The 24,120-nt window shown below is 73.9% G+C and carries 24 protein-coding genes; 9 read left to right on the top strand and 15 right to left on the bottom strand.

Annotated elements, in window-relative coordinates:
* Positions 1 to 45 precede the first annotated feature (45 nt).
* Complete coding sequence (lplAB, locus tag AC1VWI_RS40160; protein WP_499515980.1) at positions 46 to 1,110, bottom strand: lipoate-protein ligase LplAB; 1,065 nt, start codon at positions 1,108 to 1,110, stop codon at positions 46 to 48.
* A gap of 160 nt (positions 1,111 to 1,270) precedes the next feature.
* Here lplAB and AC1VWI_RS40155 point away from each other — a divergent pair, with 160 nt between their 5' ends.
* Complete coding sequence (locus AC1VWI_RS40155) at positions 1,271 to 2,179, top strand: Sco1979 family transcriptional regulator (RefSeq protein ID WP_499515979.1); 909 nt, start codon at positions 1,271 to 1,273, stop codon at positions 2,177 to 2,179.
* A gap of 82 nt (positions 2,180 to 2,261) precedes the next feature.
* Positions 2,262 to 3,083 (top strand): SAM-dependent methyltransferase, encoded by an 822-nt coding sequence (locus AC1VWI_RS40150; RefSeq protein ID WP_499515978.1) that lies wholly within the window; start codon positions 2,262 to 2,264, stop codon positions 3,081 to 3,083.
* Positions 3,084 to 3,372: 289 nt separating this feature from the next.
* Here AC1VWI_RS40150 and AC1VWI_RS40145 read toward each other — a convergent pair whose 3' ends face one another.
* On the bottom strand, positions 3,373 to 3,639 hold the full coding sequence (locus tag AC1VWI_RS40145) for a hypothetical protein (RefSeq protein ID WP_499515977.1): 267 nt from the start codon (positions 3,637 to 3,639) through the stop codon (positions 3,373 to 3,375).
* A gap of 474 nt (positions 3,640 to 4,113) precedes the next feature.
* A complete protein-coding gene (locus AC1VWI_RS40140) occupies positions 4,114 to 6,741 on the bottom strand; it encodes a non-ribosomal peptide synthetase (RefSeq protein ID WP_499515976.1) in 2,628 nt (875 codons plus the stop codon).
* Positions 6,742 to 7,015: 274 nt separating this feature from the next.
* Here AC1VWI_RS40140 and sbnA point away from each other — a divergent pair, with 274 nt between their 5' ends.
* Together sbnA and AC1VWI_RS40130 are read left to right on the top strand one after the other, a co-directional pair.
* Complete coding sequence (gene sbnA, locus AC1VWI_RS40135; protein ID WP_499515975.1) at positions 7,016 to 8,014, top strand: 2,3-diaminopropionate biosynthesis protein SbnA; 999 nt, start codon at positions 7,016 to 7,018, stop codon at positions 8,012 to 8,014.
* 121 nt (positions 8,015 to 8,135) lie between these two features.
* Positions 8,136 to 9,068 carry an ion transporter gene (locus AC1VWI_RS40130; RefSeq protein WP_499515974.1) on the top strand — a complete coding sequence of 311 codons (933 nt, stop codon included), beginning with the start codon at positions 8,136 to 8,138 and terminating at the stop codon, positions 9,066 to 9,068.
* Positions 9,069 to 9,113: 45 nt separating this feature from the next.
* Here the strand turns inward: AC1VWI_RS40130 and AC1VWI_RS40125 are convergent, their stop codons facing one another.
* Entirely contained in the window at positions 9,114 to 9,401 is a 288-nt protein-coding gene (locus tag AC1VWI_RS40125; protein ID WP_499515973.1) for a DUF6480 family protein, read from the bottom strand.
* 284 nt (positions 9,402 to 9,685) lie between these two features.
* On the opposite strand from AC1VWI_RS40125, the gene AC1VWI_RS40120 reads away from it, so the two are divergent.
* On the top strand, positions 9,686 to 10,531 hold the full coding sequence (locus tag AC1VWI_RS40120) for a patatin-like phospholipase family protein (protein ID WP_499515972.1): 846 nt from the start codon (positions 9,686 to 9,688) through the stop codon (positions 10,529 to 10,531).
* Between the two features lie 121 nt (positions 10,532 to 10,652).
* Here AC1VWI_RS40120 and AC1VWI_RS40115 read toward each other — a convergent pair whose 3' ends face one another.
* From AC1VWI_RS40115 to AC1VWI_RS40105, 3 genes are all read right to left on the bottom strand, one after another.
* On the bottom strand, positions 10,653 to 11,381 hold the full coding sequence (locus tag AC1VWI_RS40115; protein ID WP_499515971.1) for an HAD family hydrolase: 729 nt from the start codon (positions 11,379 to 11,381) through the stop codon (positions 10,653 to 10,655).
* 65 nt (positions 11,382 to 11,446) lie between these two features.
* Positions 11,447 to 12,727: an MFS transporter gene (locus AC1VWI_RS40110; protein ID WP_499515970.1), complete on the bottom strand. Its 1,281-nt coding sequence runs from the start codon at positions 12,725 to 12,727 to the stop codon at positions 11,447 to 11,449.
* 35 nt (positions 12,728 to 12,762) lie between these two features.
* Positions 12,763 to 13,614 (bottom strand): DUF3626 domain-containing protein, encoded by an 852-nt coding sequence (locus AC1VWI_RS40105; protein WP_499515969.1) that lies wholly within the window; start codon positions 13,612 to 13,614, stop codon positions 12,763 to 12,765.
* An 82-nt stretch (positions 13,615 to 13,696) separates the two neighbouring features.
* On the opposite strand from AC1VWI_RS40105, the gene AC1VWI_RS40100 reads away from it, so the two are divergent.
* Positions 13,697 to 14,131 carry a hypothetical protein gene (locus tag AC1VWI_RS40100; RefSeq protein WP_499515968.1) on the top strand — a complete coding sequence of 145 codons (435 nt, stop codon included), beginning with the start codon at positions 13,697 to 13,699 and terminating at the stop codon, positions 14,129 to 14,131.
* 255 nt (positions 14,132 to 14,386) lie between these two features.
* Here AC1VWI_RS40100 and AC1VWI_RS40095 read toward each other — a convergent pair whose 3' ends face one another.
* The 6 genes from AC1VWI_RS40095 to AC1VWI_RS40070 form a co-directional block, all read right to left on the bottom strand.
* A complete protein-coding gene (locus tag AC1VWI_RS40095) occupies positions 14,387 to 14,962 on the bottom strand; it encodes a shikimate kinase (protein WP_499515967.1) in 576 nt (191 codons plus the stop codon).
* 94 nt (positions 14,963 to 15,056) lie between these two features.
* Positions 15,057 to 15,512 carry a tellurite resistance TerB family protein gene (locus AC1VWI_RS40090; RefSeq protein WP_499515966.1) on the bottom strand — a complete coding sequence of 152 codons (456 nt, stop codon included), beginning with the start codon at positions 15,510 to 15,512 and terminating at the stop codon, positions 15,057 to 15,059.
* A gap of 94 nt (positions 15,513 to 15,606) precedes the next feature.
* Positions 15,607 to 16,479, bottom strand: coding sequence for an aldo/keto reductase (locus AC1VWI_RS40085; protein WP_499515965.1), 873 nt, complete (start codon positions 16,477 to 16,479; stop codon positions 15,607 to 15,609).
* Positions 16,480 to 16,585: 106 nt separating this feature from the next.
* On the bottom strand, positions 16,586 to 16,735 hold the full coding sequence (locus tag AC1VWI_RS40080) for a hypothetical protein (protein WP_499515964.1): 150 nt from the start codon (positions 16,733 to 16,735) through the stop codon (positions 16,586 to 16,588).
* 54 nt (positions 16,736 to 16,789) lie between these two features.
* Positions 16,790 to 17,242, bottom strand: a complete 453-nt coding sequence (locus AC1VWI_RS40075; RefSeq protein WP_499517029.1) for a VIT1/CCC1 transporter family protein — start codon at positions 17,240 to 17,242, stop codon at positions 16,790 to 16,792.
* A gap of 303 nt (positions 17,243 to 17,545) precedes the next feature.
* Positions 17,546 to 17,968 (bottom strand): hypothetical protein, encoded by a 423-nt coding sequence (locus AC1VWI_RS40070; protein WP_499515963.1) that lies wholly within the window; start codon positions 17,966 to 17,968, stop codon positions 17,546 to 17,548.
* Positions 17,969 to 18,239: 271 nt separating this feature from the next.
* Between AC1VWI_RS40070 and AC1VWI_RS40065 the strand changes: the two genes are divergently transcribed.
* Entirely contained in the window at positions 18,240 to 19,007 is a 768-nt protein-coding gene (locus AC1VWI_RS40065; protein ID WP_499515962.1) for an NPP1 family protein, read from the top strand.
* A gap of 56 nt (positions 19,008 to 19,063) precedes the next feature.
* On the opposite strand, the gene AC1VWI_RS40060 is transcribed toward AC1VWI_RS40065, so the two are convergent.
* The gene (locus AC1VWI_RS40060) at positions 19,064 to 19,921 is read right to left on the bottom strand and encodes an aldo/keto reductase (RefSeq protein WP_499515961.1); all 858 of its coding nucleotides are present in this window, start codon (positions 19,919 to 19,921) and stop codon (positions 19,064 to 19,066) included.
* Between the two features lie 168 nt (positions 19,922 to 20,089).
* On the opposite strand from AC1VWI_RS40060, the gene AC1VWI_RS40055 reads away from it, so the two are divergent.
* Together AC1VWI_RS40055 and AC1VWI_RS40050 are read left to right on the top strand one after the other, a co-directional pair.
* A complete protein-coding gene (locus AC1VWI_RS40055; protein ID WP_499515960.1) occupies positions 20,090 to 20,965 on the top strand; it encodes a LysR family transcriptional regulator in 876 nt (291 codons plus the stop codon).
* 130 nt (positions 20,966 to 21,095) lie between these two features.
* Positions 21,096 to 23,612 carry an excinuclease ABC subunit UvrA gene (locus AC1VWI_RS40050; RefSeq protein WP_499515959.1) on the top strand — a complete coding sequence of 839 codons (2,517 nt, stop codon included), beginning with the start codon at positions 21,096 to 21,098 and terminating at the stop codon, positions 23,610 to 23,612.
* Positions 23,613 to 23,640: 28 nt separating this feature from the next.
* Here AC1VWI_RS40050 and AC1VWI_RS40045 read toward each other — a convergent pair whose 3' ends face one another.
* Entirely contained in the window at positions 23,641 to 24,093 is a 453-nt protein-coding gene (locus AC1VWI_RS40045) for a TIGR03668 family PPOX class F420-dependent oxidoreductase (protein ID WP_499515958.1), read from the bottom strand.
* Positions 24,094 to 24,120 lie beyond the last annotated feature (27 nt).

Genomic DNA, 24,120 nt, shown 5'->3' with positions numbered 1-24,120 from the left:
ATGCTTGACGAGTCAAACACACGGGGCGCGGGCCGGGTGCGTGCGTCACGGCACGCGAGCGGTCCACTCCGCGGTGCCGAACTTCGCGGCGACGAGTTCCTCCGCGCGCGCCAGCTCCTCGGCGCTGATGCTCCCGTCCGTGAGGCCGTAGCGGGCGCGGAAGGAGTCGATCATCCGGTCGATGACGGCCTCGCGCGGCAGCCCGGTCTGGCGGCGCAGCGGGTCGACGCGCTTCTGGGCGCTGCGGGTGCCCTTGTCGGACATCTTCTCGCGTCCGATGCGCAGCACCTGGAGCATCTTGTCGGCGTCGATGTCGTAGGACATCGTCACGTGGTGGAGGACCGCACCCGCGCCCCCGTCGGGGGCGACCACGCGCTTCTGCGCGGCGCCGGCGATCTTGCCGGCCTCGGTGGCGATGTCGTTCAGCGGCTGGTACCAGGCCTTGATGCCCATGTCCCCGAGGGCGTCGAGCACCCAGTCGTCGAGGTAGGCGTAGGAGTCGGCGAAGGAGAGCCCCGACACCAGGGAGGCGGGCACCGACAGGGAGTACGTGATGGTGTTCCCGGGCTCCACGAACATCGCGCCGCCGCCCGAGATCCGCCGCACGACGGTCAGGCCGTGGCGCTCGGCGTTCTCCGCGTCGACCTCGTTGGCGAGGGACTGGAAGCTGCCGATGACGACCGCGGGACCGCCCCACTCCCACACGCGCAGGGTCGGGGGCCGGCGGCCGGCCGCGACCTGCGCGGTGACGACCTCGTCGAGGGCCATGTGCAGGGCCGGGGACTGCGGTCCCTCGTGGATCAGCTGCCAGTCGTAGTCCGTCCAGTCCGTGGCCTGGGCGAGGGCCCGCCGTACCGCGACGGCGACCCCCTCCGCGGTCAGGCCGTACATCACCGTCCCCTCGGGCAGGGCCGCCTCGATCCGGGCCGCGAGGCCGGCGGCGTCGGTGTCGGCGGGCGCGCCCTCGAGCGCCCGGTCGATGGCGGTGATCGCCTCGTCCGGCTCGAGGAAGAAGTCGCCTGCGACGCGAACATTGCGGAGCATCCCGTCGTGGTCGTCGAGGTCCACGACCACGAGCTTCCCACCGGGCACCTTGTACTCACCGTGCATGCCGACGACAACCGTCCCGGCCGCCCCTTTACTCCCGGCGGGTGCGCCGGACACCGGCGCGGTGGGCACCGGGCACGTCGCCGCGATGCGGATGTGCCTGTACTGACGGGCCCGGCGATGGAACACTGAATCCGCAACCAGTCGTCCAGGGGGATCCGACATGACTGCCGCCTGGCCGGGCCACGAGCCCGCCACCGGTTCGCCGCTCGCCGCGCAGCGCGGCGGGCCGACGGTGCTCCGCATCGTCCTGGGCACGCAGCTGCGCCGGCTGCGCGAATCCCGGCAGATCAGCCGCGAGGCGGCCGGCGAGGCGATCCGCGCGTCGCACGCGAAGATCAGCCGCCTCGAGCTGGGCCGGGTGGGGTTCAAGGAGCGCGACGTCGCCGACCTCCTCACCCTGTACGGCGTGACCGACGCGCAGGAGCGCGCCGACCTGCTGGGGCTCGCACTGCGGGCCAACACCCCCGGCTGGTGGCACCAGTACGCCGACGTCCTGCCGAGCTGGTTCGAGACGCACATCGGCCTTGAGGAGGCCGCCCACACCATCCGCACCTACGAGGTGCAGTTCGTCCCCGGCCTGCTGCAGACCGAGGCGTACGCCCGGGCCGTCACCAGGCTCGGCCACCCCCGCGCGACCGAGCGGGAGATCAGCCGCCGTGTCGACCTGCGGATGACCCGTCAGGACCTGCTCGCCAAGGCGGACGCGCCGCAGCTGTGGGTCGTGCTCGACGAGGCCTGCCTCCACCGGCCGCTCGGCGGCGTCGAGGTGATGCGCGGTCAGCTGGAGCACCTGATGAAGGTCGCCGCGCTCCCCAACGTGACGCTGCAGATCGCCCCGTTCGACATCGGCGGTCTGGCCGCCGCCGGCGGCCCCGTCACCATCCTGCGCTTCTCGGAGCCGGACCTGCCCGACATCGTCTACCTGGAGCAGCTGACGAGCGCGCTCTACCTGGACAAGCAGGACGACGTGGAGCACTACCTGACCGTCATGGACCGGCTCGCCGCCGAGTCGCAGCCGCCCCGCAACACCGGCCGGATCCTGACCCGCCTCGTCGACCGCATGGGCTGAGCACCACCGCCGGGGGTGAACTGCCCACGATCTTCCCTAGGATGACGGTTGCCCGGCGTCATCGCGGAGAAGGATGGGTGTCATGACGGACGACGTCTCCTGGGTCGACCAGACCAGGCCAAGCATCGCACGCGTCTACGACTACCTGCTCGGCGGCAAGGACAACTACGCCGTCGACCGGGAGATCGGCGACGTGTTCAAGAAGGACCTGCCCGGCTCGGTGGCGATCGCCTTCGCCAACCGCGCTGCACTGATCCGCGCGATCCGGGAGATCGCCACCACGACCGGTGTACGCCAGTTCGTCGACCTGGGCAGCGGTCTGCCGACCGCGGACAACGTCCACCAGGTCGCCCAGCGCCACTCCCCCGGCTCCACGGTGGTGTACGTGGACAGCGACCCGATCGTGCTCGCCCACGGCCGGGCGCTGCTGGAGCAGAACGACGACACGCGCGTCATCCAGGCCGACATCCGCGAACCCGAGGTCATCCGGAACCACCCGGACACCCTCGAGGTGATCGACTTCGGCAAGCCCGTCGCCGTCATCCTGAGCGCCATCCTCCACCACGTCAACGACGACGAGGACCCGGCGGGCATCGTCGGCTACTGGCGCGACCAAGTGCCCTCCGGCAGCTACTTCTTCGTCAGCCACTTCCGGTCCGGCAACAACCCGGAGACCGCCGAGTCGGAGCGCATCCTCCAGCAGACCTTCGGCCGGGGGCGCTGGCGCACCGACAAGGAGATCGAGGACCTGCTGGACGGCCTGGAGGTCCTGGAGCCGGGGATCGTCCCCGCGTCGCTGTGGCGCCCGGACGCGAGCGACGGTGTCTCCCGCATCGGCGACTCCGAGCGTGAACTCACCGTCTGGGAGCGTCTCATCGCCGCCGGGATGGCCAGGAAGCCGTAACGGGCGGCCCTTCCGGGCTCGCCGCCGGTGCGCTCGCCCACCCGCTGCGTCGGCCACGCGCCCGTGAACTCCGCGGCGGGCGCAGGGTCGTCCGGGCAGGGCAGGGCCGGGCACGGCGGGAAGAGCGGCCCGGGACCGAACCGGGGGCCACTCCGGGGCCCCGGGACCGCTGTGTTCATCAGACACCCGGGGGCGCGATCCGGCGAGCCGGACTGACCCACCCGGGGCCCCCGCGGCAACCCGGCCCGGTGGACGCGACCGTGACGGGGCGTCCGCGACGCCGGGGCGGTCAGCGACTGTCGCCGTGCCAGTCCCAGTGGCCGGTGTCCCCGTCGCGAGGGGCGTACCGGGCGCGGCCGCCCGGGCCGAAGCGGCCGATGTCGGTACGCAGCTCCGCGCCCGCCGAGTGCTGCGGCGCGGTCCAGCCGGTCACGTCGAGCAGCAGCCCGTCCAGCGGGCCGCCGACCAGTTCCCGGTAGACGTGCCCCGGCTTGGGGCCCGGATGCGGGTCGTCCACGTCGGCGCCGTAGACCCTGGGGTGTATCACCTCGTCCATGGTGTCCACGGTGCCACCCGGCACCGACAATCCCCGGGGAAGCAGCCTGCGCCGGCCCGGATGGGGGCCGGACCGGCGCGGGAATGAGGCGGGTGCCGGTCGCCGCTCCCCGGCGGCCTCGTGGGGGCCGGACCGCTGCGCGGTCCCCACGGCGCCAGGTCGCGTACTCCCGCCACCGGTCACCCGCGTCGTGTGCAACCGCCGGACGGACGATGTCATTCCCGTTGCGGGCGGCGGGACCGCCGCACAGTCGTCACGTGTGGTGCGCGATCGGTGACGCACGGCGTTTGTCCAAAATGGGGCATTCCGCTTATACCTGGATAAAGAGCTCATAAGGCTCGACATCATGCCGCCTCTCCGTGCACCCCAAGGAGTCCCGGATGTCCCACGGAGCACGCTCCGCTCCCGCCGTCCCGCATCCCGACCTGGCCGCGGCACGCAGCTGCGCGGTCTGCCTCGGGTGGGGCACCCGGATCACGGCGCGGGGGCATCAGCTGTGCCCCGCGTGCCAGCGCCCGGCGCCGCCCCCGGTGCCGGGTGTCGACGGACCGGTGCCGGCGGACCTCCGGCAGTGCCGGCCCCCGGCTGCCTGAGCTCCCCGTCCTGCGGCCCGCCCACGCGCCGCCGGGCCTCCAGAGTCCCTGCGAGGTCGGCCAGCACCGGGTGGGCGTTGACGTCCGCGGGGGTGACGTCGCGGTCCAGCAGGATCGCCAGGCGCACCGCGGCCAGTGAGGTGCCGCCCCGGTCGAAGAAGTGGTCACCGCGGCCGACGCGGTACTCCGCGATTCCGAGCGCCTGAGCCCACGCTGTGGCCAGGCGGCGTTCGGCCGCCGTGTGCGGGGGCTGGTGTGCACCGGCGGGGTCCGCACGGCCGGCGAGCGCGGCCAGGGCCTCGCGATCGGTCTTCCCGTTGCCGGTCAGCGGCAGGCGCTCCAGCCAGTGGAAGGCCGCCGGGATCATGTAGGCGGGCAGCGCCGCCGCCAGGTGTTCGTGGAGCGCGGCCGCAGGTGTCGGCCGGTCCCCGGTGCAGAAGGCGGCCAGCCGGGTCCCGTGACCGGTCAGGACCACGGCGGCGTCACGGACGCCGTCGGCGCGCGTGAGGGTGTTCTCGATCTCGCCGATCTCGATGCGGAAGCCGCGGATCTTCACCTGGCCGTCTGTCCGGCCGAGGAACTCCAGCCGGCCCCCGGGATGCCAGCGGCCGACGTCACCGCTGCGGTAGAGCCATGCCCCGGGGTGGTGGGGGTCGGGCAGATAGGCCTCGCGGGTGCGCTCGGGGTCGTTCACGTAACCCCGGCCGACGCAGATCCCCGAGAACGCGATCAGGCCGGGGGCACCCAGCGGGACGGGCGCAAGGTGCTCGTCGACGACGTACACGCGGACGTTGTTGACCGGCCGGCCGACGGGGACCCAGTGGGACTCGGGGGGACGGTCCATGACCGCGTGGTTGGTGTCGTCGCTGGTCTCGGTCAGCCCGTACGCGTTCACCAGCCGGGTCCCCGGCACGGCGGCGAACCAGCGCTCGACGAGGTCCTTCTTCAGCGCCTCCCCGGTCACCGAGACGCACCGCAGGTCCGGCAGGCGCCGCGGCCGGCTCTCCAGCGCGGACAGCACGACGTCCAGGTGGGAGGGGACGAGCTGCAGCACCTCGACCGGTTCCCCGGCGACCGTGTCGAGGAAGCGGTCGGCGTCCAGGACCACGTCCTGCCCGACGACGAGGACCCGCCCGCCGGCCAGCAGCGGGGCGGTCAGCTGCCACAGGGAGATGTCGAAGCTCTGCGGCGCGGTCTGGGCGACGACCTGGCCCTCCCCGATGCCGAGGTCGTCGATCTTGGCGTAGAGGTGGTTGAGGAATCCGGCGTGCTCGCACATCGCGCCCTTGGGCTCCCCGGTCGAGCCGGAGGTGAAGTACACGTACGCCAGCTGGTCGCCGGCCACGGGGACACCGGGATCGGACGGCGGGTGCTCCTCCGCGCGGGCCTCCTCCACGAAGACGGTCGTGGTGCCGGGCAGCCCGGCCAGGGCCCGTTCCAGGGCGTCGGTGCTGCCGTGCTCGGTGATGACGGTCGTGCAGGCGGCGCGGGTGAGGACGGCGGCGATCCGGCCGGGCGGCAGGTGCGGCTCGACGGGCAGGTACGCGCCCCCGGCCTTGAGCACGGCCAGCACCGCGGCCAGCCAGTCCAGGTTCCGCCCGGTGACCACCGCGACCACGTCCTCGGCCCGCAGCCCGCGGGCCAGCAGGGCGTGGGCCAGGCGGTTGGCGCGGGCGTTGAGCTCCCCGTACGTCCACCGCCGGCCGGCGTGGACCGCCGCCACCGCCTCGGGCCGGCGTGCCGCGCGCTCCTCGAAGAGCTCGTGGAAGCGCCGGTCGGGCAGCCTGCGCCGGGGCCCCGCCATCCCGTCGAGCTGCAGCCGGGTCTCCTCCGCCGTGAGCAGGCTCTGGCGGGCGTGCTCGGCGTCGACGTCGGCGGCCATCAGGGTGAGGGCGGTCAGGTGGTAGCCGGCGATCCGGGCTGCCGCCGGCTCGTCCAGCACGTCGGTGCGGTAGCCCAGCTCCAGTACCGGACGGCCCTCGTGGGCGCCCAGGCCCACCCGCAGCACCGTCGACCCGTCCGGCGCGCCGTCCGCGCCGCCGGCCGGACCGGCGCCCACGCCCGCCGGGTCGCAGACGGTTTCGAACAGCGGGCCGGTCATCCCGAGCTCCCGGCTCAGCTCACCGACCGGGTAGTCCTGGAAGGCCAGCACCTGCGCCTCCACGCGGTGCGTGGCCAGCACCAGCCCGCGCCACGTGGCGGCGGCCGCCGACAGCCGGCACGGGAGCACCCTCCCGTCCCCGACGGCGTAGCCGGTGACCACCTCCGCCTCCCCCGACAGGGCCGCCAGCACCTTGGCGTGCGCGGCCGGCAGCATCGAGCGCAGCGGCACGCCGAGGCGGTACGCCTGCCGTCGCAAGGCCGCCACCAGCCCGTCCGGGAGCCCCAGCCGGTGCACGGCGGTGCCCGGTGGGGACGGCCGGGAGTTCCAGCGCGGTATCGAGGTGAACCCGCCGGTGGTCACCATGGAGTGCCAGAACCTGCGGCCGGTGTGCGCGTACGTGTCCATCGGGTCGTCCTTCCGGTGCGGTGCGGTGCGGTGGCGTCGGGTCGTCGGTGTGCCGGGGGCGCCGCCCTCCAGTAGGCACCGGAGCCGACGGCCTGTCCTGCCCCGGCAATTCGGTACTTGACGCGGCGGCGTACGTCCCGACAATCCGCCCACCCCGCCCGTTCGGCGCCCGCCCGTAACGGCGCTCCCGGTCGGCGTCAAGTCACGGATTCCGGTGACATGACGGACAGCTCCCGATGGGTGTCACTGGAAGCACCCCCCGGAAGGAGACACCGTGCCGGTCATATCCGCACCCCAGGACTTCAACGAGGACGATCTGTACGTCGACCTCGAACCCGTCCTCGCACAGCGGCTGTTCCTCAAGTGCGAGGGCTTCAACTTCGCGGGGTCGATCAAACTCAAGGCGGCCGCCGCCATGATCGGGGCCGCCGAGCGCAGCGGACGCCTCGGGGCCGGCTCGGTCCTGGTCGAGTCCTCGTCGGGCAACCTCGGCGTGGCCCTGGCCATGATCGCCGCGAACCGCGGCCACCGCTTCGTGTGCGTGACCGACACCCGCTGCAACCTGGCCACCCGGCAGATGATCGCCGCCCTCGGCGCCCGGGTGCACCTGATCACCGAACCCGCTCCCGTCGGGGGCTGGCTACGGGCCCGCATCGACCACGTCCGCGCGCTGTGCGCCGCCGACGACCGTTACGTGTGGCTGAACCAGTACACCAACCCCGACAACGGCCGGGCCCACTACCGCACGACCGCCCCGGCCATCGCCGCCCGCTTCCCCGCCCTGGACGTCCTGTTCGTCGGCGCGGGCACGACCGGCACGCTGATGGGCTGCGCCCGCTACTTCCGCCGCCACCATCCCCGCGTCCGCGTCGTGGCCGTCGACACCGCGGGCTCGGTCACCTTCGGCGGCGCCCCCGGCCGGCGCATGATCCCCGGGCTCGGCACGAGCGTCCGCCCGCCGCTGCTCGACACCGCGTACGTGGACGAGGTCGTCCACGTCGCGGAGGCGGACGCCATCCGCACCTGCCACCGCCTGGCCCGCCGCGGCTTCCTCTTCGGCGGCTCCACCGGAACCGTCGTCAGCGCCGCCACCGACTGGCTCGCCGACCGCGGCCACGACGCCCTCACGGCGGTCGCCATCGCCCCCGACCTCGGCGAACGCTACCTCGACACCGTCTACCACACCCCCTGGGTCAGGGACCTCTACGGCGACGACGCGCTCGCCGGCCCCGACCACCCCGCACCGCGCCCCGTCGGTGCCAGGGCTCACTGAACCGACGCCTCCCGAAGGGAAGTTGAGTGCGTCTGCGGACCCGTGGGCCCGCCCGCCGGCCATAAGATCCACTTCAGTCGGGTCAACAGGCAGGCGCCAGCGGAGGACCGGGTACACGCACATGGCAGAACACACCGCCACTCCCCCGGGCCGTGCGCTCGCCGCGCGCTGCCGTCGCGTCGTCGACTCCGAGTGGTTCGGCGTCACCGTCTTCGCCCTCGTCCTGGCCAATGCGGCCGTCCTCGGCGTCGAGACCTACGACGGCATCGCCGCACGCTGGCACGGCCCCCTGAAACTGGTGGAGCACGCCTTCCTGGCGGCCTTCACCGCCGAGGTCGTCCTACGGGCCTGCGCCCACGCCGACCGCCCCAGGGACTTCCTCCGCGACCCGTGGAACGTCTTCGACCTGGCCGTGGTGACGCTGGCCTACCTGCCCTTCGCGCGCGAGAACGCCACGGTGCTGCGTCTGCTGCGGCTGGCCCGGGTCGTGCGCGCCGCCCGCTTCCTGCCGCAGCTGCGCATCATCATCGTGGCCGTCGGCAAGAGCCTGCCGGGCACGGTCAGTTTCCTGCTCGTCGGCACGATGCTGCTGTACGTCTACGCCATGACCGGCTGGGTCTTCTTCGCCGACGACGACCCCGAGCACTACGGGTCCGTCGGGCGGGCCGCCCTGTCGCTCTTCCTGCTGATCACCCTCGACGGCATCGGCGACGCCGTCCGGGGCGGCCTGGAGATCTCGCGCTGGAGCCTGCTCTACTACGCGTCTTATGTGCTGCTCGGCTCGTTCGTGCTGGTCAACCTGCTCATCGGCGTGGTCATCAGCTCACTGGAGGAGGCCAGGCAACTGGAGCGCGAGCGCGAGGCGCCGCCCCGGCCGACCGAGGGCGGGCCGCCGCCCGACCACCTGCGGGAACGTCTCGCCGCCGCCCGGCGGGCCCTGGACGAACTGGAGGCCGGGCTCGATCTCGTGGGCGCGCAGAGCGCGGGCCACGGCACCGCCGCCCGGTCCGCCCCGTCCGGCGGGCATCCGGCCGGGTCACCGGCCCCGAGCTGAGAAGGGGCGCTCCGGCGTCCTGGACCGTGTGCCGCCGACGACCGGTCAGAGCGTCAGGACCCTGCCGAACATCCCGACGGCGATCAGGAGCGTGACGGCGAAGATCGCCACCAGGGCCACGATCTCCCAGGTCTTCGGGACCTCCGGGGGCTCGGTGTACGAGATGCCCGCGGTGGTGCTCTCCTCGCAGGCCGGCGTCGGGGTGGGCGCCACCCGGTCCCGGTGCGGGCGCAGGGCCGGCGCGGGCTGCGCCGCGGTGCCGGTCGTGGCGCCGAACGCCGGGCCGATCGTGGGGCCGATCACCGGCCGGGGAGGAATCAGTGTCTCGGACATGGTCACCACTCCGGACGTTCCTGTGGCGGACGCGGGAATCGCTCCGCATGGCGTCACCTCGGGCCGCGGCGGCCGGGGTCCACGGAGGTCTCCGCCGCGCACCGCCCGGGCGATTCATCTTATATCCGCACGAAGGGATCCACGATCAGGGAGCCCACGTGACCAGCGCGTCACGCTGGGTGGCCGACGACACTCGTCCTCTTCGCGGAACCGGACGATCCGGCCGCCATGGGAGAGGATGGGACGAGGGTCGACGAGGGCAACGCCGAGGGAGAGGGCGGAAGATGACCGACGCACTGGTGCTCGGTGGCGGGGGCGTCGCGGGGATCGCCTGGATCACCGGACTGCTGACGGGGCTCGCGGACGCGGGGCAGGACGTGGCGGGAGCCGACGTGCTGGTCGGGACGTCGGCGGGGGCGACGGTCGCGGCGCAACTGGGCAGCGGGCTGTCGCTGCAGGAGCTCTACGCCCGGCAGACCGAGCCGGAGCTGCAGTCGGCCGAGATCATGGCGGACGTGGACCTGGCGAACTTCGGCGCGGGCATCGCCGACGTGCTGCAGGGCGCGGCCTCCGTCCCCGACATGCGGCGCGCGGTCGGCAGGTACGCCCTGGACGCCGGGACCGTGCCGGAGGCGGAACGGCGGCGGGTGATCGAGTCCCGTCTCCCCTCACACGACTGGCCCGCCTCACGGACGGTGCGGATCGTCGCCGTGGACGCGGAGACGGGGCAGCCGCGCGTCTTCGACGGCTCCTGCGGCGTGGGCCTCGTGGACGCCGTCGCGGCGAGCTGCGCCGTGCCGGGCATCTGGCCCCCCGTGACGATCGAGGGGCGCCGCTTCGTCGACGGCGGCGTACGGTCCGCCACGAACGCCGACTACGCCGGGGGCGCGTCGCGCGTGCTGGCCATCGCGCCGATGGGGACCACCGACCTGTTCCCCAGCGAACTGCCCCTGGAGCGGGCCCTGGCGGAACTACGGGCCGCGGGCGCCGAGGTCGCGGTGGTCGAACCGGACGAGGCGTCACTGGCGGCGATCGGCACGAACCCGCTCGACCCCGCCACCCGCCGGCCCGCCGCCGAGGCCGGGCGGGCACTGGGGCGCGAGCTGAAGATCGAGTGGAGCCGGGCCTGAACACCCTGCGGGCGGCGCACGGACATCGCCCTCACCCCTCCTCGAACCAGGAGCCCTGAAGGCGGAGGCGGCCAGGAAGGAGGCCCGGCCCACCTGCCACGTGTGAGGTGCCCCGGGCCGCTCACGACCGCACCCCGGCCAGCCGGAGCACCGCGTCCAGCCCCCGGTGCCCGCCGGGGGCAGCGCCTGCGGGCAGCACGTACGAACGCAGTCCCGCGCCGGCCGCGCCGCCGTCCTTGGCCGGGTGGTCGCCCACCATGAGCGTCTCGGCCGGATCGACGCCCAGTTGACGGCAGGCGTGCCCGAACAGGACGGCGTCGGGCTTCTCGGTGTCGTACGCGTAGGAGTGCACCCACGCCGAGAAGTGGTGGTCGAGCCCGTGATGGGCGAAGGTCGGCCGCAGATCCCAGCCCACGTCGCTGACGACGCCCATGGCGATGCCCGCGCCCCGCAAGGCCTCCAGCGTGTCCCCGGCGTCGGCGTACGGCACCCAGTGGCCGGGCGCCCGCAGCTGCTCGTAGAGCGCGTCGGCGTACGCGGCGAGTTCGGCAACGGAGGCGTACCACGTCGTGAAAGCGTGACGGTGCGCCTTCGAGGAGACGTCCCGGCCCCGTTGCGCACGCACCACCTCGGAATCCGTGAGCCCCGCCTCCAGCCCGTCCAGCAGCCGGTCCATCTCCGCATCGCCCACGGGCCGTTCGAGCACCGCGCGGATCCGGTCCGCGTACGACGCGATCTGGAACAGCGTCCCGGAGAAGTCGAAGAGAACGCCACGCACAGGCGCCGACCCACCGGCGACGACCGCGGCACGCAGGGGCCCTTCGGGGCCGCAGACGGGAGGCTGTGTCATTCGGTCTTCCTACCGCACGCCCCACGGCAGCCACCAGGCCCGGCGGAGGGCCGGATGGTGACAGCTCAGGACTGCGGCTGGGTTCTGCGCCGGGGCGGCCTCTCCTCCCCACTCGCCGGCAGGCACAGCACGCGGACTCGACGGCGCACCAGCGGAACCACGGCGGCGCCGAGCGTGATCAGGCCGCAGCCGGCCAGCGCCGGCCGCACGCCGAAAGCGTGGGCCATCGGCGCGGCCGTGAGGGAGGCCAGGGGGACGGGGGCGAGCTGCAGCAGGGTGGAGAACGCGATGACCCGGCCGAACGCCTCGTCGGAAACACGGCGTTGGAGCAGCAGGGTCCACACCGTCGACACCAGGGCCTCCCCTGCACCGGCCAGGAAGTACCCGGCCCCCACGGCCGGAAGACCCGTACCGGCCGCCATGGTGAGCATGGGCAGCGCCATCAGCGCGGTCCCCGCGCAGAGCAGCCGGCCCACGCGACGGACGTGCCACCACAGCGCCACGCCGGCGCCGACGAGGATTCCCGCGGTGAAGCCGGTCATGGCCAAGCCCCACGCTGCCGCACCGCCCAAGTGCTCCTCCGCGTAGGCGGGCCCCAGCGTCTGGAACGACACCAGCCAGACGGGCACCACCACCGTCCCCTGGACCAGCAGCAACCGCAGCCACGGACGCGCGGCGATCTCCCGCCATCCCTCGCCGGGCCGCAGACCGCCGGTCCGCGGGCGCGCGTCGGGCGGCCGCGGGGTGCGGAGGCGGACGGAGAGGAGTCCCGCGGCCAGGTACGTGGCCGCGTCCCAGGCGATGGCCCACTGCGGCCCGGCCGCCGCCACCAGAATGCCGCCCAGCGCCGGGCCGGCCACCTTCACCGAGTTCTGCGCCAGCCGCAGCAGCGCGTTGGCCTGCCGGAGCTGTTCCGGCGGCACCACCGCACGGAGCACCCCGCTCGACGCGGGCCCGATGAACGCCCCCGCCACGCCGCCGAACGCCGCCGACACCGCCAGGTGCCATACCTGGGCGGTCCCGGACCACACCAGCGCAGCCGCGCAGCCCTGCCCCACGGCGGCGACGACGTTGGCAGCGACCAGCACCGTGGACCGGGGCCACCGGTCCGCCACCGCGCCCCCGACCAGCAGCAGCGCCGCTCGTGCCGCCATCTCGGCCGCCAGCACGACCCCGAGCCCGCCGACGCCCCCGCCGATCCCGAGCACGGCGAACGCCAGCGCGATCGGCGAGACCGCGGTCCCCGTCCACGACAGCACCCGCGCCGCGAAGTGCCGTCGGAAGAGGGGACCGGACAACGGAAGCCATGCGGCGGTGAAACGGGCAGTGAAGCGTGCCGAGGTCATCGTCCCCGTCCCCCGGTGCATTGTCCGACGTGGCGTCAACTTCGGGCGCCGTCCGCCCCGAAGCGGGCGAGGCAGTGCCACACCTTCTTGAGCGCCTGGGGGTCGTGGCGGCCGGTCGCGGCGGCCGTGCCGAGGACGCGGGGGTCGAGCAGGCCGTCGACCGCGATCCGGGCGCCCAGGTCCACGTAGTCCTGGCCGCGGTACGCGGGGCGCAGCCGGAGTTCCCCGACGGTGAGCCGGAAGCCGCCGTGCCACTCCACGGGGCAGGGCAGCCGGCGGGCGGCGTCCTCGACGGCCGTGCCCCGGTAGCAGGGGTCCAGGACCAGCGCCTCGACATGGCGGTCCAGACGGACCGGTCCGTGGACCTGTGCCTCGATGTAGTCGTCGAGGGCGTCCCTGGAGTCGGCCAGGGCGAGCGCGACCAGGCCCATGCGGTCCCCGACGCCGAAGTCCGAGGGTTCGAAGAAGCTGTCGGGGTAGCAGAACGTCGTCCGGGCCACCGTCCCGGCGCTCAGGCGGAAGTGGGCGGACCCGAACCGCGGCGCGGCGCCGACCGTCTTGCGGCGGAAGTTCAGCGCCCCGTAGACGGGGCGTTCGGCGGGGGGCGCGGCGTCGTAGGCACCGTTGAAGATGCGGCTCTCCCACCGCCACCGGTCACCGCCCGGCCGGGCGGTCAGACCGCCGTTGCTCGTCCCCGTGACGAACTGCGAGTGGTAGACGCCGCCTTCGGACAGGGCCTGCAGCACCGGCTTGCCCCGCGCGGCCCGGTCCGGGTGGAAGTTCAGCGTGACCCGTAGCGCCGGATCCACCGGAGGTCCCGACGAAAGCCCCGTAACGTGCCGCAGGGCCCGCTCCCGCGGGGTCGGGGCGGTGGCGTCGGTGGCCATCCCCGCAGTGTCCCGCGGACGACGGGGAGTTCGCACATCCGTATCACCGGCCAGGCATGATGTGTCCATGCGGAGATCATCTTTGGGTTCAGTCACCGTCGCCCTCGCCCTGACGGTCCTGGCCGGCGCCTGCGGGTCGGGGGACAGCGACCGGGCACGCGACCTCGCCCGTGAGGCGTGCGGGACCTACGAGATGTTCCTCCCCGGCGGCTTCGACACTCCCGAAGACCGGGACACGGTCCGCGAGCGGGTCGTACCCGCTCTCGAGGAAAGTGCGCGCCAGGCCGCCCAGGCCGCCCGCCTCGACTCGGACTGGCGGGAACTCGCCCAAGGGCTGTCCCGGACGGTGGAGTGGGCCTCGGCGAGCCTCGAACTCGCCGACCTGAAGGCGGATGCCGCGCCGGCGTCGGACGGCACGGACGAGGCGGACGCACTGCAGGCCCGCGTCCTCAGCCTCGGCAGCGAGCTCGACGCCCACGATCCCCAGGCGCAGTGCCAGAAGGCCCAAGCCTCCTGACGCCGGGAGTCGCCGCACGGCCGGCCGCGGACGACCCCGGCCGGCTCCCCGGCCACGACGCACCTTCACGTGGGGCCGCCCTAGGCCGTGTCGTCAAAGTCCCGCCTGCCCAGCGGCGCCTGGCACGGCACCTCGCTGCGTTGTCGAATCGTCCGAGTAGCCCACTACGAGGACGACTCTCCGCCTTACGATGCACCGCACCAGACGCCGCTGGGCCCGCCCTCCGGGCGGCCGGCGTTCCTTTGACGACACGGCCTAGTGGGCGGGGAGGAGGCGCAGCACGTGGTCGATGCTCTCTTCCGGGGTGTCGCCCTCCGTGCAGACGACGTGCGTCGCGACGGCGCGGCACGTGGGGTCGTGGAGCCAGTGCGCGAGGAAGTCATGGCCGTCGGTGATCCAGTCGGTCCCCTTGGACGCCATCGAGCGGCGGCGCAGCACGGCGAGGGCGCGCTCCGGGTCCGCGGCGGGGAGCAGCAGGTGGACCGCGGTGCAGGGGCGGAGGGCGGCGCGGACCTGTGCGTCGTGGCGGGGTTCGGCGTAGCTCGTGTGGCCCGCGCCGAGGGCGATCACCGCCCCGGGGTGGTCGGCGAGGACGCGCCGCACCGCGTGGACCCGGGCGGGCTCCCACTCGCGTTCGGCGGCCACGCGGCCGAGGGCGGTGATGCGCTCGCGCAGGCGCGCGACGCTCCAGCCGACCTCGCGGTAGTAGGTGTCGGCGATCGCGTCGAGGTCCGTGAAGGGGCGCCCGAGCCGGGCGGCGACGCCCTGCCCGACGGTCGTCTTGCCCGTCGCGGCCGGGCCCACGAGGACGAGCAGCGGTGCGGCTTCCATGGCGGGCCATGATGCGGCATCCCCCGCGGCAGGAGAAGAGCCGGGCCGCCCCCGGTCCCGGGGGCGGCCCGACGTGCGCACCGTGCGGGGAGGCTCAGAGGTCGAACTCCGCCGGGGCCAGGTCGAGGGCGTAGCAGGCCTCGCGGACGACGGCCTGCTCGGCCTTGTCGAAGTTGCCGTCGGCGCCGCCGATGACGATGCCGATCTGGACGACGGCCCGCGCCTCGGCGGGCTTCTTCCTGGCCTTGGCGATCTCCTGGAGGACGCCGACCTTGCCGAAGTCGAAGTCGGCGGTGAGTTTGTCCAGGCAGTCGTCGAAGCGCCGCTGCAGGTCGGCGGCCGGGAAGTTCTGCAGGACCTCGTTGGTCGCGATGAGCTGCGCGACGCGCTGTCGTTCGGAGGGGTCCACGGTGCCGTCCGCGGCGGCGACGAGGGCGCACATCGCCATGCTCGCGTCGCGGAAGGCGCCGCTCTTCAGGTCGTTCTTCTTGGCGACGAGCTGCGTCTGCATCGTCGCGGCCGAGTCCTTGATGCGGTCCCAGAGGGCCACGGTCTCTCCTCAGGTGATGGTCCGGCGTTCACCGAGGAGGTAACGAAGGACGCGCGGCGCGAGTGCCGCGCCGCACGGCGGCCGTGCCCTCGCGTCAGACCGCCGTCGTCAGCGCCTCGTACTGCTCGTCGGTGAGCCGGATGCCCGCGGCGGCGATGTTGTGCTCCAGGTGCACGACCTTGGACGTGCCGGGGATGGGCAGCATGACCGGGGAGCGCCGCAGCAGCCAGGCGAGGGCGAGCTGGGACGGCTGAGCGCCGTGCGCCTCGGCGATGCGGTCCAGGGGGCCGCCCTTCCGCGCCAGTTCGCCCGTGGCGAGCGGGAACCAGGGGATGAAGCCCATGCCGTGCCGCTCGGCGTGGGCGAGGACGTCCTCGGCCGCCCGGTCGGCGAGGTTGTAGCGGTTCTGGACGGAGACGATGGTGGCGGTCCTCGCGGCCTCGTCGATCTGGGCCGTGGTCACCTCGCTGAGCCCGATGTGCCGGATCTTGCCCTCCTGCTGCAGCGCGGCGAGTTCCCCGACCTGGTCGGCGATGGGCACCTCGGGGTCGACGCGGTGCAGCTGGAGCAGGTCGATGCGCTCGACGCCCAGGTGGCGCAGGCTCAGCTCCACCTGCTGCCGCAGGTACGCGGGCCGCCCGACCGCGACCCACTGTCCGGGACCGGGGCGGGCGAAACCCGCCTTGGTGGCGATCACCAGGTCCTGCGGATAGGGGTGGAGGGCCTTGCGCAGGAGCAGTTCGGCGGTGAAGGGGCCGTAGGCGTCCGCGGTGTCGATGAAGGTGACGCCGAGGGTGACCGCGCGCCGCAGGACCCGTACGGCCTCGTCGGGGTCCGCGGGGTCGCCCCACACGCCCTCGCCGGTGAGCTGCATCGTCCCGTAGCCCAGCCGGTGGACGGGCAGGTCGCCGCCGAGGTCGAAGGTGCCGGAGTCGCGGGCGTCGGCCTGCGCGCTGGTGGATGTCATGGGGGTCTCCTCGCGTCGTGCCGGCGGACGGCTGCTCACCAGCTTCAGGGGCGGCGCCCGCTCCCCGCTCGGCGGACTACGCCGACCGGCGCCCCCGGCCGGTCCCTCAGCTCACCGCCTGCCCGCCCGGGGCGTACGTCACGGCCGAGGCGGCGGCGACGATCAGCAGCTGGCGTGCCGCGGTCCGGGCGGCCTTGCGGGGGCCCGCGTCGGAGCCGAGGACCGCGCCGACGAGGAGCGAGGCGAGGGCCGTCACGGCGGGGACGCCGCCACCGCGGCCGTCACGGCGGGGACGCCGCCACCGCGGCCGTCACGGCGGGGACGCCGCCACCGCGGCCGTCCCGGAGGTGAGGGACCACGGCGGCAGCGGCACGAGGGCCCCCGCCGTGAGGAGCAGCGGCAAGCAGACGGCAGCGACCATGGGCGATCCGGCCTCCTGGGCGCTGACGCCGAACAGGATGCGCAGGGTCGTCTGCCAGTTGGTGCGCTTGGCGGCGGCGATCCCCCGGCCGGCCCGGACCGCGGGCTCCTTGTCGAGGCCGCGGTCGCGCATGTGGCGCGTCATGTGCGCCGGCACGACGGGGGGACGACAGCGTCCACGCCCGGTGGAGGGCGTCCTCCTCCCCCCTGTACCGCCGGTGATCTCCCGCCGCCCGCGTACGGAGACCCCCGCGGCCATGGACAGCGCGCCGGCGAGCAGGCACGCGAGGCCGGTCAGCCGTACCGTCCCGGGACCGGCGCTCGCGCCCGCGACGCCGAGGATCAGGCAGAGGTTGGTGACCAGGCCGTCGTTGACGCCCAGCAGGGCGGCCCGGATGCCGCTGCCCGCGACGCGGTGGGCGGTGCGGGCGAGCCCGGCGAGTTCGGCCGGCGCGCGGCGGCGTCGCCCCGCGCGCCGCGCCGGGCGGGGTCCCAGCGCGGCGCGAGCACCGACCGGTCAGGACCCGTCGATGCGATGCGCAGCCTCCTCGCCGTTCGTCGCATCAGGCCACGGTCGTGCCCGGTACGGGGGCGGCGAAGGGCGGCGGGGCGGTGTGCCGGGCCCGCCGCGGGAGCGGGCCGGCCGTCAGCCGACCGCGTCCTTGAGGCTGTCGTGACCGGTGGCGGCGAGGATCGACTCGCGGACCTCGGGGCAGCCCTGCTGCGCGGCGGCGTCGAAGTCCGCGGCCGTGCGCGGCTGCTGCTCCGGGTGGTCGGAGACCCAGGTGGCCAGGTCGATCGCCAGGGCGGCCTGCGCCCCGACGTCGGAGCCGATGCCCTTCACCTTGGGCTGCTCATCGGTGAGGAAGGCGCAGAAGGCCGCGGCGTCGACCGGGTTGCCGTCGCCGCCCTTCGCCGGGTCCTCCGCGGAGGCGCTCCTCGACGCGCTCGCGCTCGCGTCCGGCCCCGGCGTGCCGGCGGAGGGCGAACCGCCGCCCGCTTCGGCGCCCTTGCCGCCGCACGCGGTCAGGAGCAGCAGCAACAGGGCGGCGGGCATCGCGTACTTCATGGTTCCCCCTCCGTCGGAACGCCCCCACGACGTCCGGTACCGCAATCCAACGCCCTCCTCCGGCGCGTGTCCCGCGGGCACACGGGTCCGGTACCCGGCGGTGACGATCCCGGGACGTCGCGGCCGTCCGGCCCTGCGCCCGCTATTGGTTGACGCTTCATCACCGGGACATCCGCCGAGGCTCGACGCGTCACCGCGGTTCGGGAAAGATGAGCCGGGCATGTCAATCAGGCCGTGCACTCCCCCACCGCGGTCGACCAGGAGGAAGCAAGTGAAGAGAAGCTCGCGTATCGGCAGGGTCCCGGCTGTCGTCGGCGGCGCGGTCGCGCTGGTGATCGCCCTTCCGGGGACGGCGTTCGCCGCCCCGCCCCCCGCCCTGCCCGCCAACGCGGACGGCCTGGAGCAGACGTTCCAGCCGGCGTTCGACTACGACACGGACGGCTGCTACCCCACCCCCGCCATCGGCCCCGACGGGACCGTCAACCCGGGCCTCAACCCCACCGGCGCCCTGAACGGCAACTGCCGCGACCAGTCGGACCTGGACAACACCAACGGCTACGCCCGCTACAAGTGCAACAACGGCTGGTGCGCCGTCATCTACGGCCTCTACTTCGAGAAGGACCAGGCCATACCCGGCATCAGCCTCGGCGGCCACCGCAACGACTGGGAGCACGTCGTGGTCTGGGTGAAGGACGACCAGGCCCAGTACGTGTCCACGTCGGCGCACGGCAACTTCAACATCTACGGCCGCGACCAGATCCGCTGGGACGGGACCCACCCCAAGGTCGTCTACCACAAGGACGGCGCGAGCACGCACTGCTTCCGTCCCGCCAACACCAACGACGAGCCGCCGGAGAACCACTACCACGGCTGGCAGTTCCCCGACCTGATCGGCTGGAACGGCTACCCCGCGGGCCTGCGCGACAAGCTGAGCCAGGCCGACTTCGGCAGCGCGGTCTTCGGCCTGAAGGACGGCAACTTCAACGGCCACCTGGCCAAGGCCAAGCCGGCGGGCATCCCGTTCGACCCGAACGCCTGACGCGTGCGCCGGGACGGGGCGGCGCACCGCCCCGCCCCGTCCCGGTCACGGCCGTGTCAGACGGCGTCCAGCTCCGCGATCTCCTCCGCGGTGAGCACGAGTTCCACCGCGGCCACCGAGTCACGGATGGTCTCCGGCCGGCTGGAGCCGGGGATCGGGATCACGTAGGGGGACTTGGCGAGCATCCACGCCAGGCACACGCGCTGCGGGCTGACCCCGTGGGCCTGCGCGACCCGGGCGAACGGCGCGTAGGACGAGCCGAGTTCGCCCGCCTGGGAGATGCCGCCGAGCGGGCTCCACGGCAGGAAGGCGATGCCGAGCTCGTGGCACAGTTCGAGCTCCGGCTCGCTGGAGCGGAAGGCCGGGGAGAACTGGTTCTGCACGGAGACCAGACGGCCGCCCAGGATCTCGTCCGCCTGCCGGATCTGCTCCGGGTCCGCGTTCGAGACGCCCGCCATGCGGATCTTGCCCTCGTCGAGCAGGTCGCGCACCGCGCCGACGGACTCGGCGTACGGGACCTTGGGGTCGGGGCGGTGGAACTGGTACAGGCCGATGGCCTCCACGCCCAGCCGGCGCAGCGAGTCCTCGCAGGCCCGCTTGATGTGCTCGGGCGAGCCGTCGAGGGTCCAGCGGCCGTCGCCGGGGCGCAGGTGGCCGCCCTTGGTGGCGACCAGGACGTCGGAGCCGCGTCCGTGGGACGCCAGCGCCTTGGCGATCAGGGTCTCGTTGTGGCCGACCTCGTCGGCCCCCAGGTGGTAGGCGTCCGCCGTGTCGATCAGCGTGACACCGGCGTCGAGCGCCGCGTGGATGGTGTCGATGGACCGCGCCTCGTCCGGCCGGCCCTCGATCGACATGGGCATGCCGCCCAGGCCGATCGCGCTGACCTCGGTGGCGCCGATGCGGCGAGTCTCCATGTGTCCGTGGCCTTTCTCGGCTTGCGTCTCGTCTTGCGCACTGATGGCGTGCCGGCACGGCCGGAAACGGGCCGCAGCCGTGCGGGCACGCGGTCAAGCCTCGCCGGAGCTGCACCCACACGTCCAATAGAAGAAAGCGAACACATTCAGGAGCTAGGCTTCTGAATCATGGAGCTACGCCATCTGGAGTACTTCGTCGCGGTCGCGGAGGAGCACCACTTCACCCGCGCCGCCGAACGCCTCATGATCTCGCAGTCGGGTCTGTCCGCCTCCGTGCGCGCCCTGGAGCAGGAGCTCGGCACGCCGCTGTTCGTGCGCAGCACCCGCAGCGTGGAGCTGACCGCGGCGGGCCGGGCCCTGCTGGACGAGGCCTGCCGCACGCTGGCGAGCGTACGGGCCGCCAAGGAGGCCGTGGCCGCCGTGCAGGGCCTGATGCGCGGGGTGCTCACCATCGGCACCGAGCAGTGCCTGGCCGGCGTCGACGTGCCGGCGCTGCTGGCGCGCTTCCGCGCCCAGCACCCGGGCGTGGAGGTCCGGCTGCGGCAGGCCGGGTCGGCCGCCCTGGTGCAGGACATCACCAGCGGCCGGCTGGACGTGGCGTTCACGGCCCTGAGCGGCGAGGCGCCCGAGGGAGTGCGGCTGATGCCGATCACCCGGGCCCCGATGGTCCTGCTGTGCCATCCCGGGCACCGGCTGGCCGGGGCGGACTCGGCCGGCTGGGCGGACCTCGGCGGCGAGGAGTTCGTGGACTTCCACGCCGACTGGGGCGCGCGCGGGCTCACCGACCGGGCCTTCGCCGCGAACGGGGTACCGCGCCGGGTCGCCCTGGAGGTCAACGACGTGCACAGCCTGATCGACCTGGTCCACCACGGGCTCGGGATCGCCGTCGTGCCACGGCCCATCGCCCGCAAGGAGCACGCCGCGGGACTGCGCACCGTGACGCTGGACGGCGCCGAGGACCACGTCTGGGAGGTGTCGGCCGCCCTGCCCCAGGAGGACCGGGTCTCCCCCGCCGCCCGCAAACTGCTGTCCTACCTGCCGTGACGTCACCGTCCACGCCTTCGCCGGCGGCCCCGCCGTGGACCTGCGGGCACCCGCACCGGCGCGCACACTGGTGCCGGGCGCGCGGTGCCGCGCTCCCGGCACGTACCCCGACCCCGTTCTCCGGAGGGGCATGAACAGCACGGCCCACGACCCGTACGTCCGGGTGCGCGGCGCCCGCGAGCACAACCTGCGCAACGTCGACGTCGACGTCCCGCGGGACGCGCTGGCGGTGTTCACGGGGGTCTCCGGCTCGGGCAAGTCCTCGCTGGCGTTCGGCACCATCTACGCCGAGGCGCAGCGCCGCTACTTCGAGTCCGTCGCCCCGTACGCCCGCCGGCTCATCCACCAGGTGGGCGCGCCGGCGGTCGACGACATCCTGGGGCTGCCCCCGGCGGTCGCCCTGGAACAGCGCCGCGGGGCGCCCACCTCCCGCTCCTACGTGGGCACGGTGACGACCCTGTCCAACACGCTGCGGATGCTCTTCTCCCGCGCGGGCCGCTACCCGCCGGGGGCCGGACCCGTGGACTCCGACGCCTTCTCCCCCAACACGGCCGCGGGCGCCTGCCCGGTCTGCCACGGGCTGGGCCGGGTGCACCGGGCCACCGAGGAGCTGATGGTCCCCGATCCCTCGCTGAGCGTCCGGGAGGGCGCGATCGCCGCCTGGCCGGGCGCCTGGCACGGCAAGAACCTGCGGGACGTCACCCGCACCCTCGGGTACGACGTCGACCGGCCCTGGCGCGACCTGCCCGCGCAGGACCGGGAGTGGATCCTGTTCACCGACGAGCAGCCGGTGGTGACCGTGCACCCGGTGCGGGAGGCGGGCCGGATCCAGCGCCCGTACCAGGGCACCTTCCAGAGCGCGCGGCGCTACGTCATGCACACCTTCGCCGACTCCAAGAGCCCGGCGCTGCGCGCCCGCGCGGAGCGGTTCCTGGAGAGCTCGCTCTGCCCCGCCTGCGGCGGCAGCCGGCTGCGCCCGGAGTCCCTGGCCGTCACCTTCGCCGGCCGGAGCATCGCCGAGCTCAACGCGTTGCACCTCGCGCGGCTCGCCGACGTGCTGCGCCCGGCCGCCCGCGGCGCGGTGGACGACCTCCCCGAGGGCCCGGAACGGCAGATCGCCACGACGCTGTGCGCCGACCTCGTCGCGCGGATCGAGGTCGTCACCGAACTCGGCCTGGGCTACCTCAGCCTGGACCGTACGACGCCCACGCTCTCCCCCGGCGAGCTGCAACGCCTTCGCCTGGCGACCCAGTTGCGCTCCGGGCTGTTCGGTGTGGTGTACGTGCTGGACGAGCCCTCGGCCGGCCTGCACCCGGCGGACAGCGAGGCGCTGCTGACGGTGCTGGTGCGGCTGCGGGAGGCGGGGAACTCGGTGTTCGTCGTCGAGCACGACATGGACGTGGTGCGCCGCGCGGACTGGATCGTCGACGTCGGACCCCTCGCGGGCGAGCGCGGCGGCCAAGTGCTCTACAGCGGCCCGGTGGACGGGCTGGAGGCGGTCGCCGAGTCCGCCACCCGCCGGTTCCTGTTCGCCGCGGGGCCCGATCCGGCCGCCGGGCGCACCGCACGGAAGCCGTCGTCGTGGCTGGGTCTGCGCGGCATCGCCCGGCACAATCTGCGCGGCGTGGACGTCGAGCTGCCCCTCGGGGTGTTCACGGCGATCACGGGGGTGTCGGGTTCGGGCAAGTCGACGCTGGTGGGCGTACTGGCCGGGGTGCTGACGGAGCACCTGGGGCCTTCCGGCACCGCGGACGGCGCGGCCGTTCGCGCGGACGCCGCCGAGGGCGACGGCGACGACGAGGCCTGGGAGGGCGCCGGCGCCGGGCCGGCGTTCGGCGTCCTGGCGGACGGCCTGCAGGCGGTGGACCGGCTGGTACGGGTGGACCAGAAGCCCATCGGCCGCACCCCGCGCTCCAACCTCGCCACCTACACCGGTCTGTTCGACGCGGTGCGCAAGCTCTTCGCGGCCACCGACGACGCGCGGCGGCACGGCTACCAGGCCGGGCGCTTCTCCTTCAACGTCGCGGGCGGCCGCTGCGAGACCTGCCAGGGCGAGGGCTTCGTCGCCGTCGAGCTGCTGTTCCTGCCCGGCACGTACGCCCCCTGCCCCACCTGCCACGGGGACCGCTACAACGAGGAGACCCTGTCGGTCCGTTACCGGGGGCGGAACGTCGCGGAGGTGCTCGGCATGACCGTGGACGCGGCGGCGGAGTTCTTCACGGACGTCCCCGCGGTCGCCCGCAGCCTGCGCACCCTCCAGGAGGTGGGTCTTGGCTACCTGCGGCTGGGGCAGCCCGCCACCGAGCTGTCGGGCGGCGAGGCGCAGCGGATCAAGCTCGCCTCCGAGCTGCAGCGCGGCCGCCGCGGGCACACCGTGTACCTGCTGGACGAGCCCACCACGGGCTTGCACCCGGCCGACGTGGAGCTGCTGATGCGGCAGTTGCACGGGCTGGTCGACGCCGGCCACTCGGTCTTCGTCGTCGAGCACGAGATGAGCGTCGTGGCGGGTGCCGACTGGGTCATCGACCTGGGCCCCGGCGGCGGGGACGCCGGAGGGAAGGTCGTCGCCACCGGGCGGCCCGCGGAGGTGGCCGGGGCCGAGGGCAGCCGTACGGCGCCCTACCTGGCGCGCCGGCTGACGGGCTGACCGTTCCCTCCACGGTCCGCCCCCGGCTTCACACGGCCCGCCAGCCGCTCCAGCGCCGTACGGAGACCTCCAGGACGGGCCCCGCGGGTGGACGGCCCGCGTACTGGCCGTACTTGGCGGTCAGCAGGGCGACGCAGCGGGCGGCCGCTGCCGATCCGCCGGGCGGTCCGCCGACCGATCCGCCCACCGGTGGGAGGACGCGGGCCGTGCCGTCGGCGCGGGCCCACCACAGCAGGTCCCAGTCCTCGTCGTAGCGGTCGGCGAGCAGGCAGACCGACGGGTTGGCGTCGATGTTGGCCAGGCGTTTCAGGCGCGTGGTCCGTTTGGGTTTGTGGTCCACGGCCAGCGCGACCGTGTCACCGTCCACGGCGAAGACCACCGGCACCAGGTGCGGCACACCGGCGGCGTCGGCGGTGGCCAGGCGTGCGACGCGTGCCGCGGCGAAGCGCCCGCGCGCCTCACCGCCCGTCAGGGCCGGCATTGGGTCCTCCCCTCGTCGTGGCCCCGC

This window comes from Streptomyces sp. TOM-9, from assembly GCF_056858595.1.
Note: the sequence above shows the minus strand (reverse complement) of the source record. Positions and strands in the feature narration are given on the sequence as shown.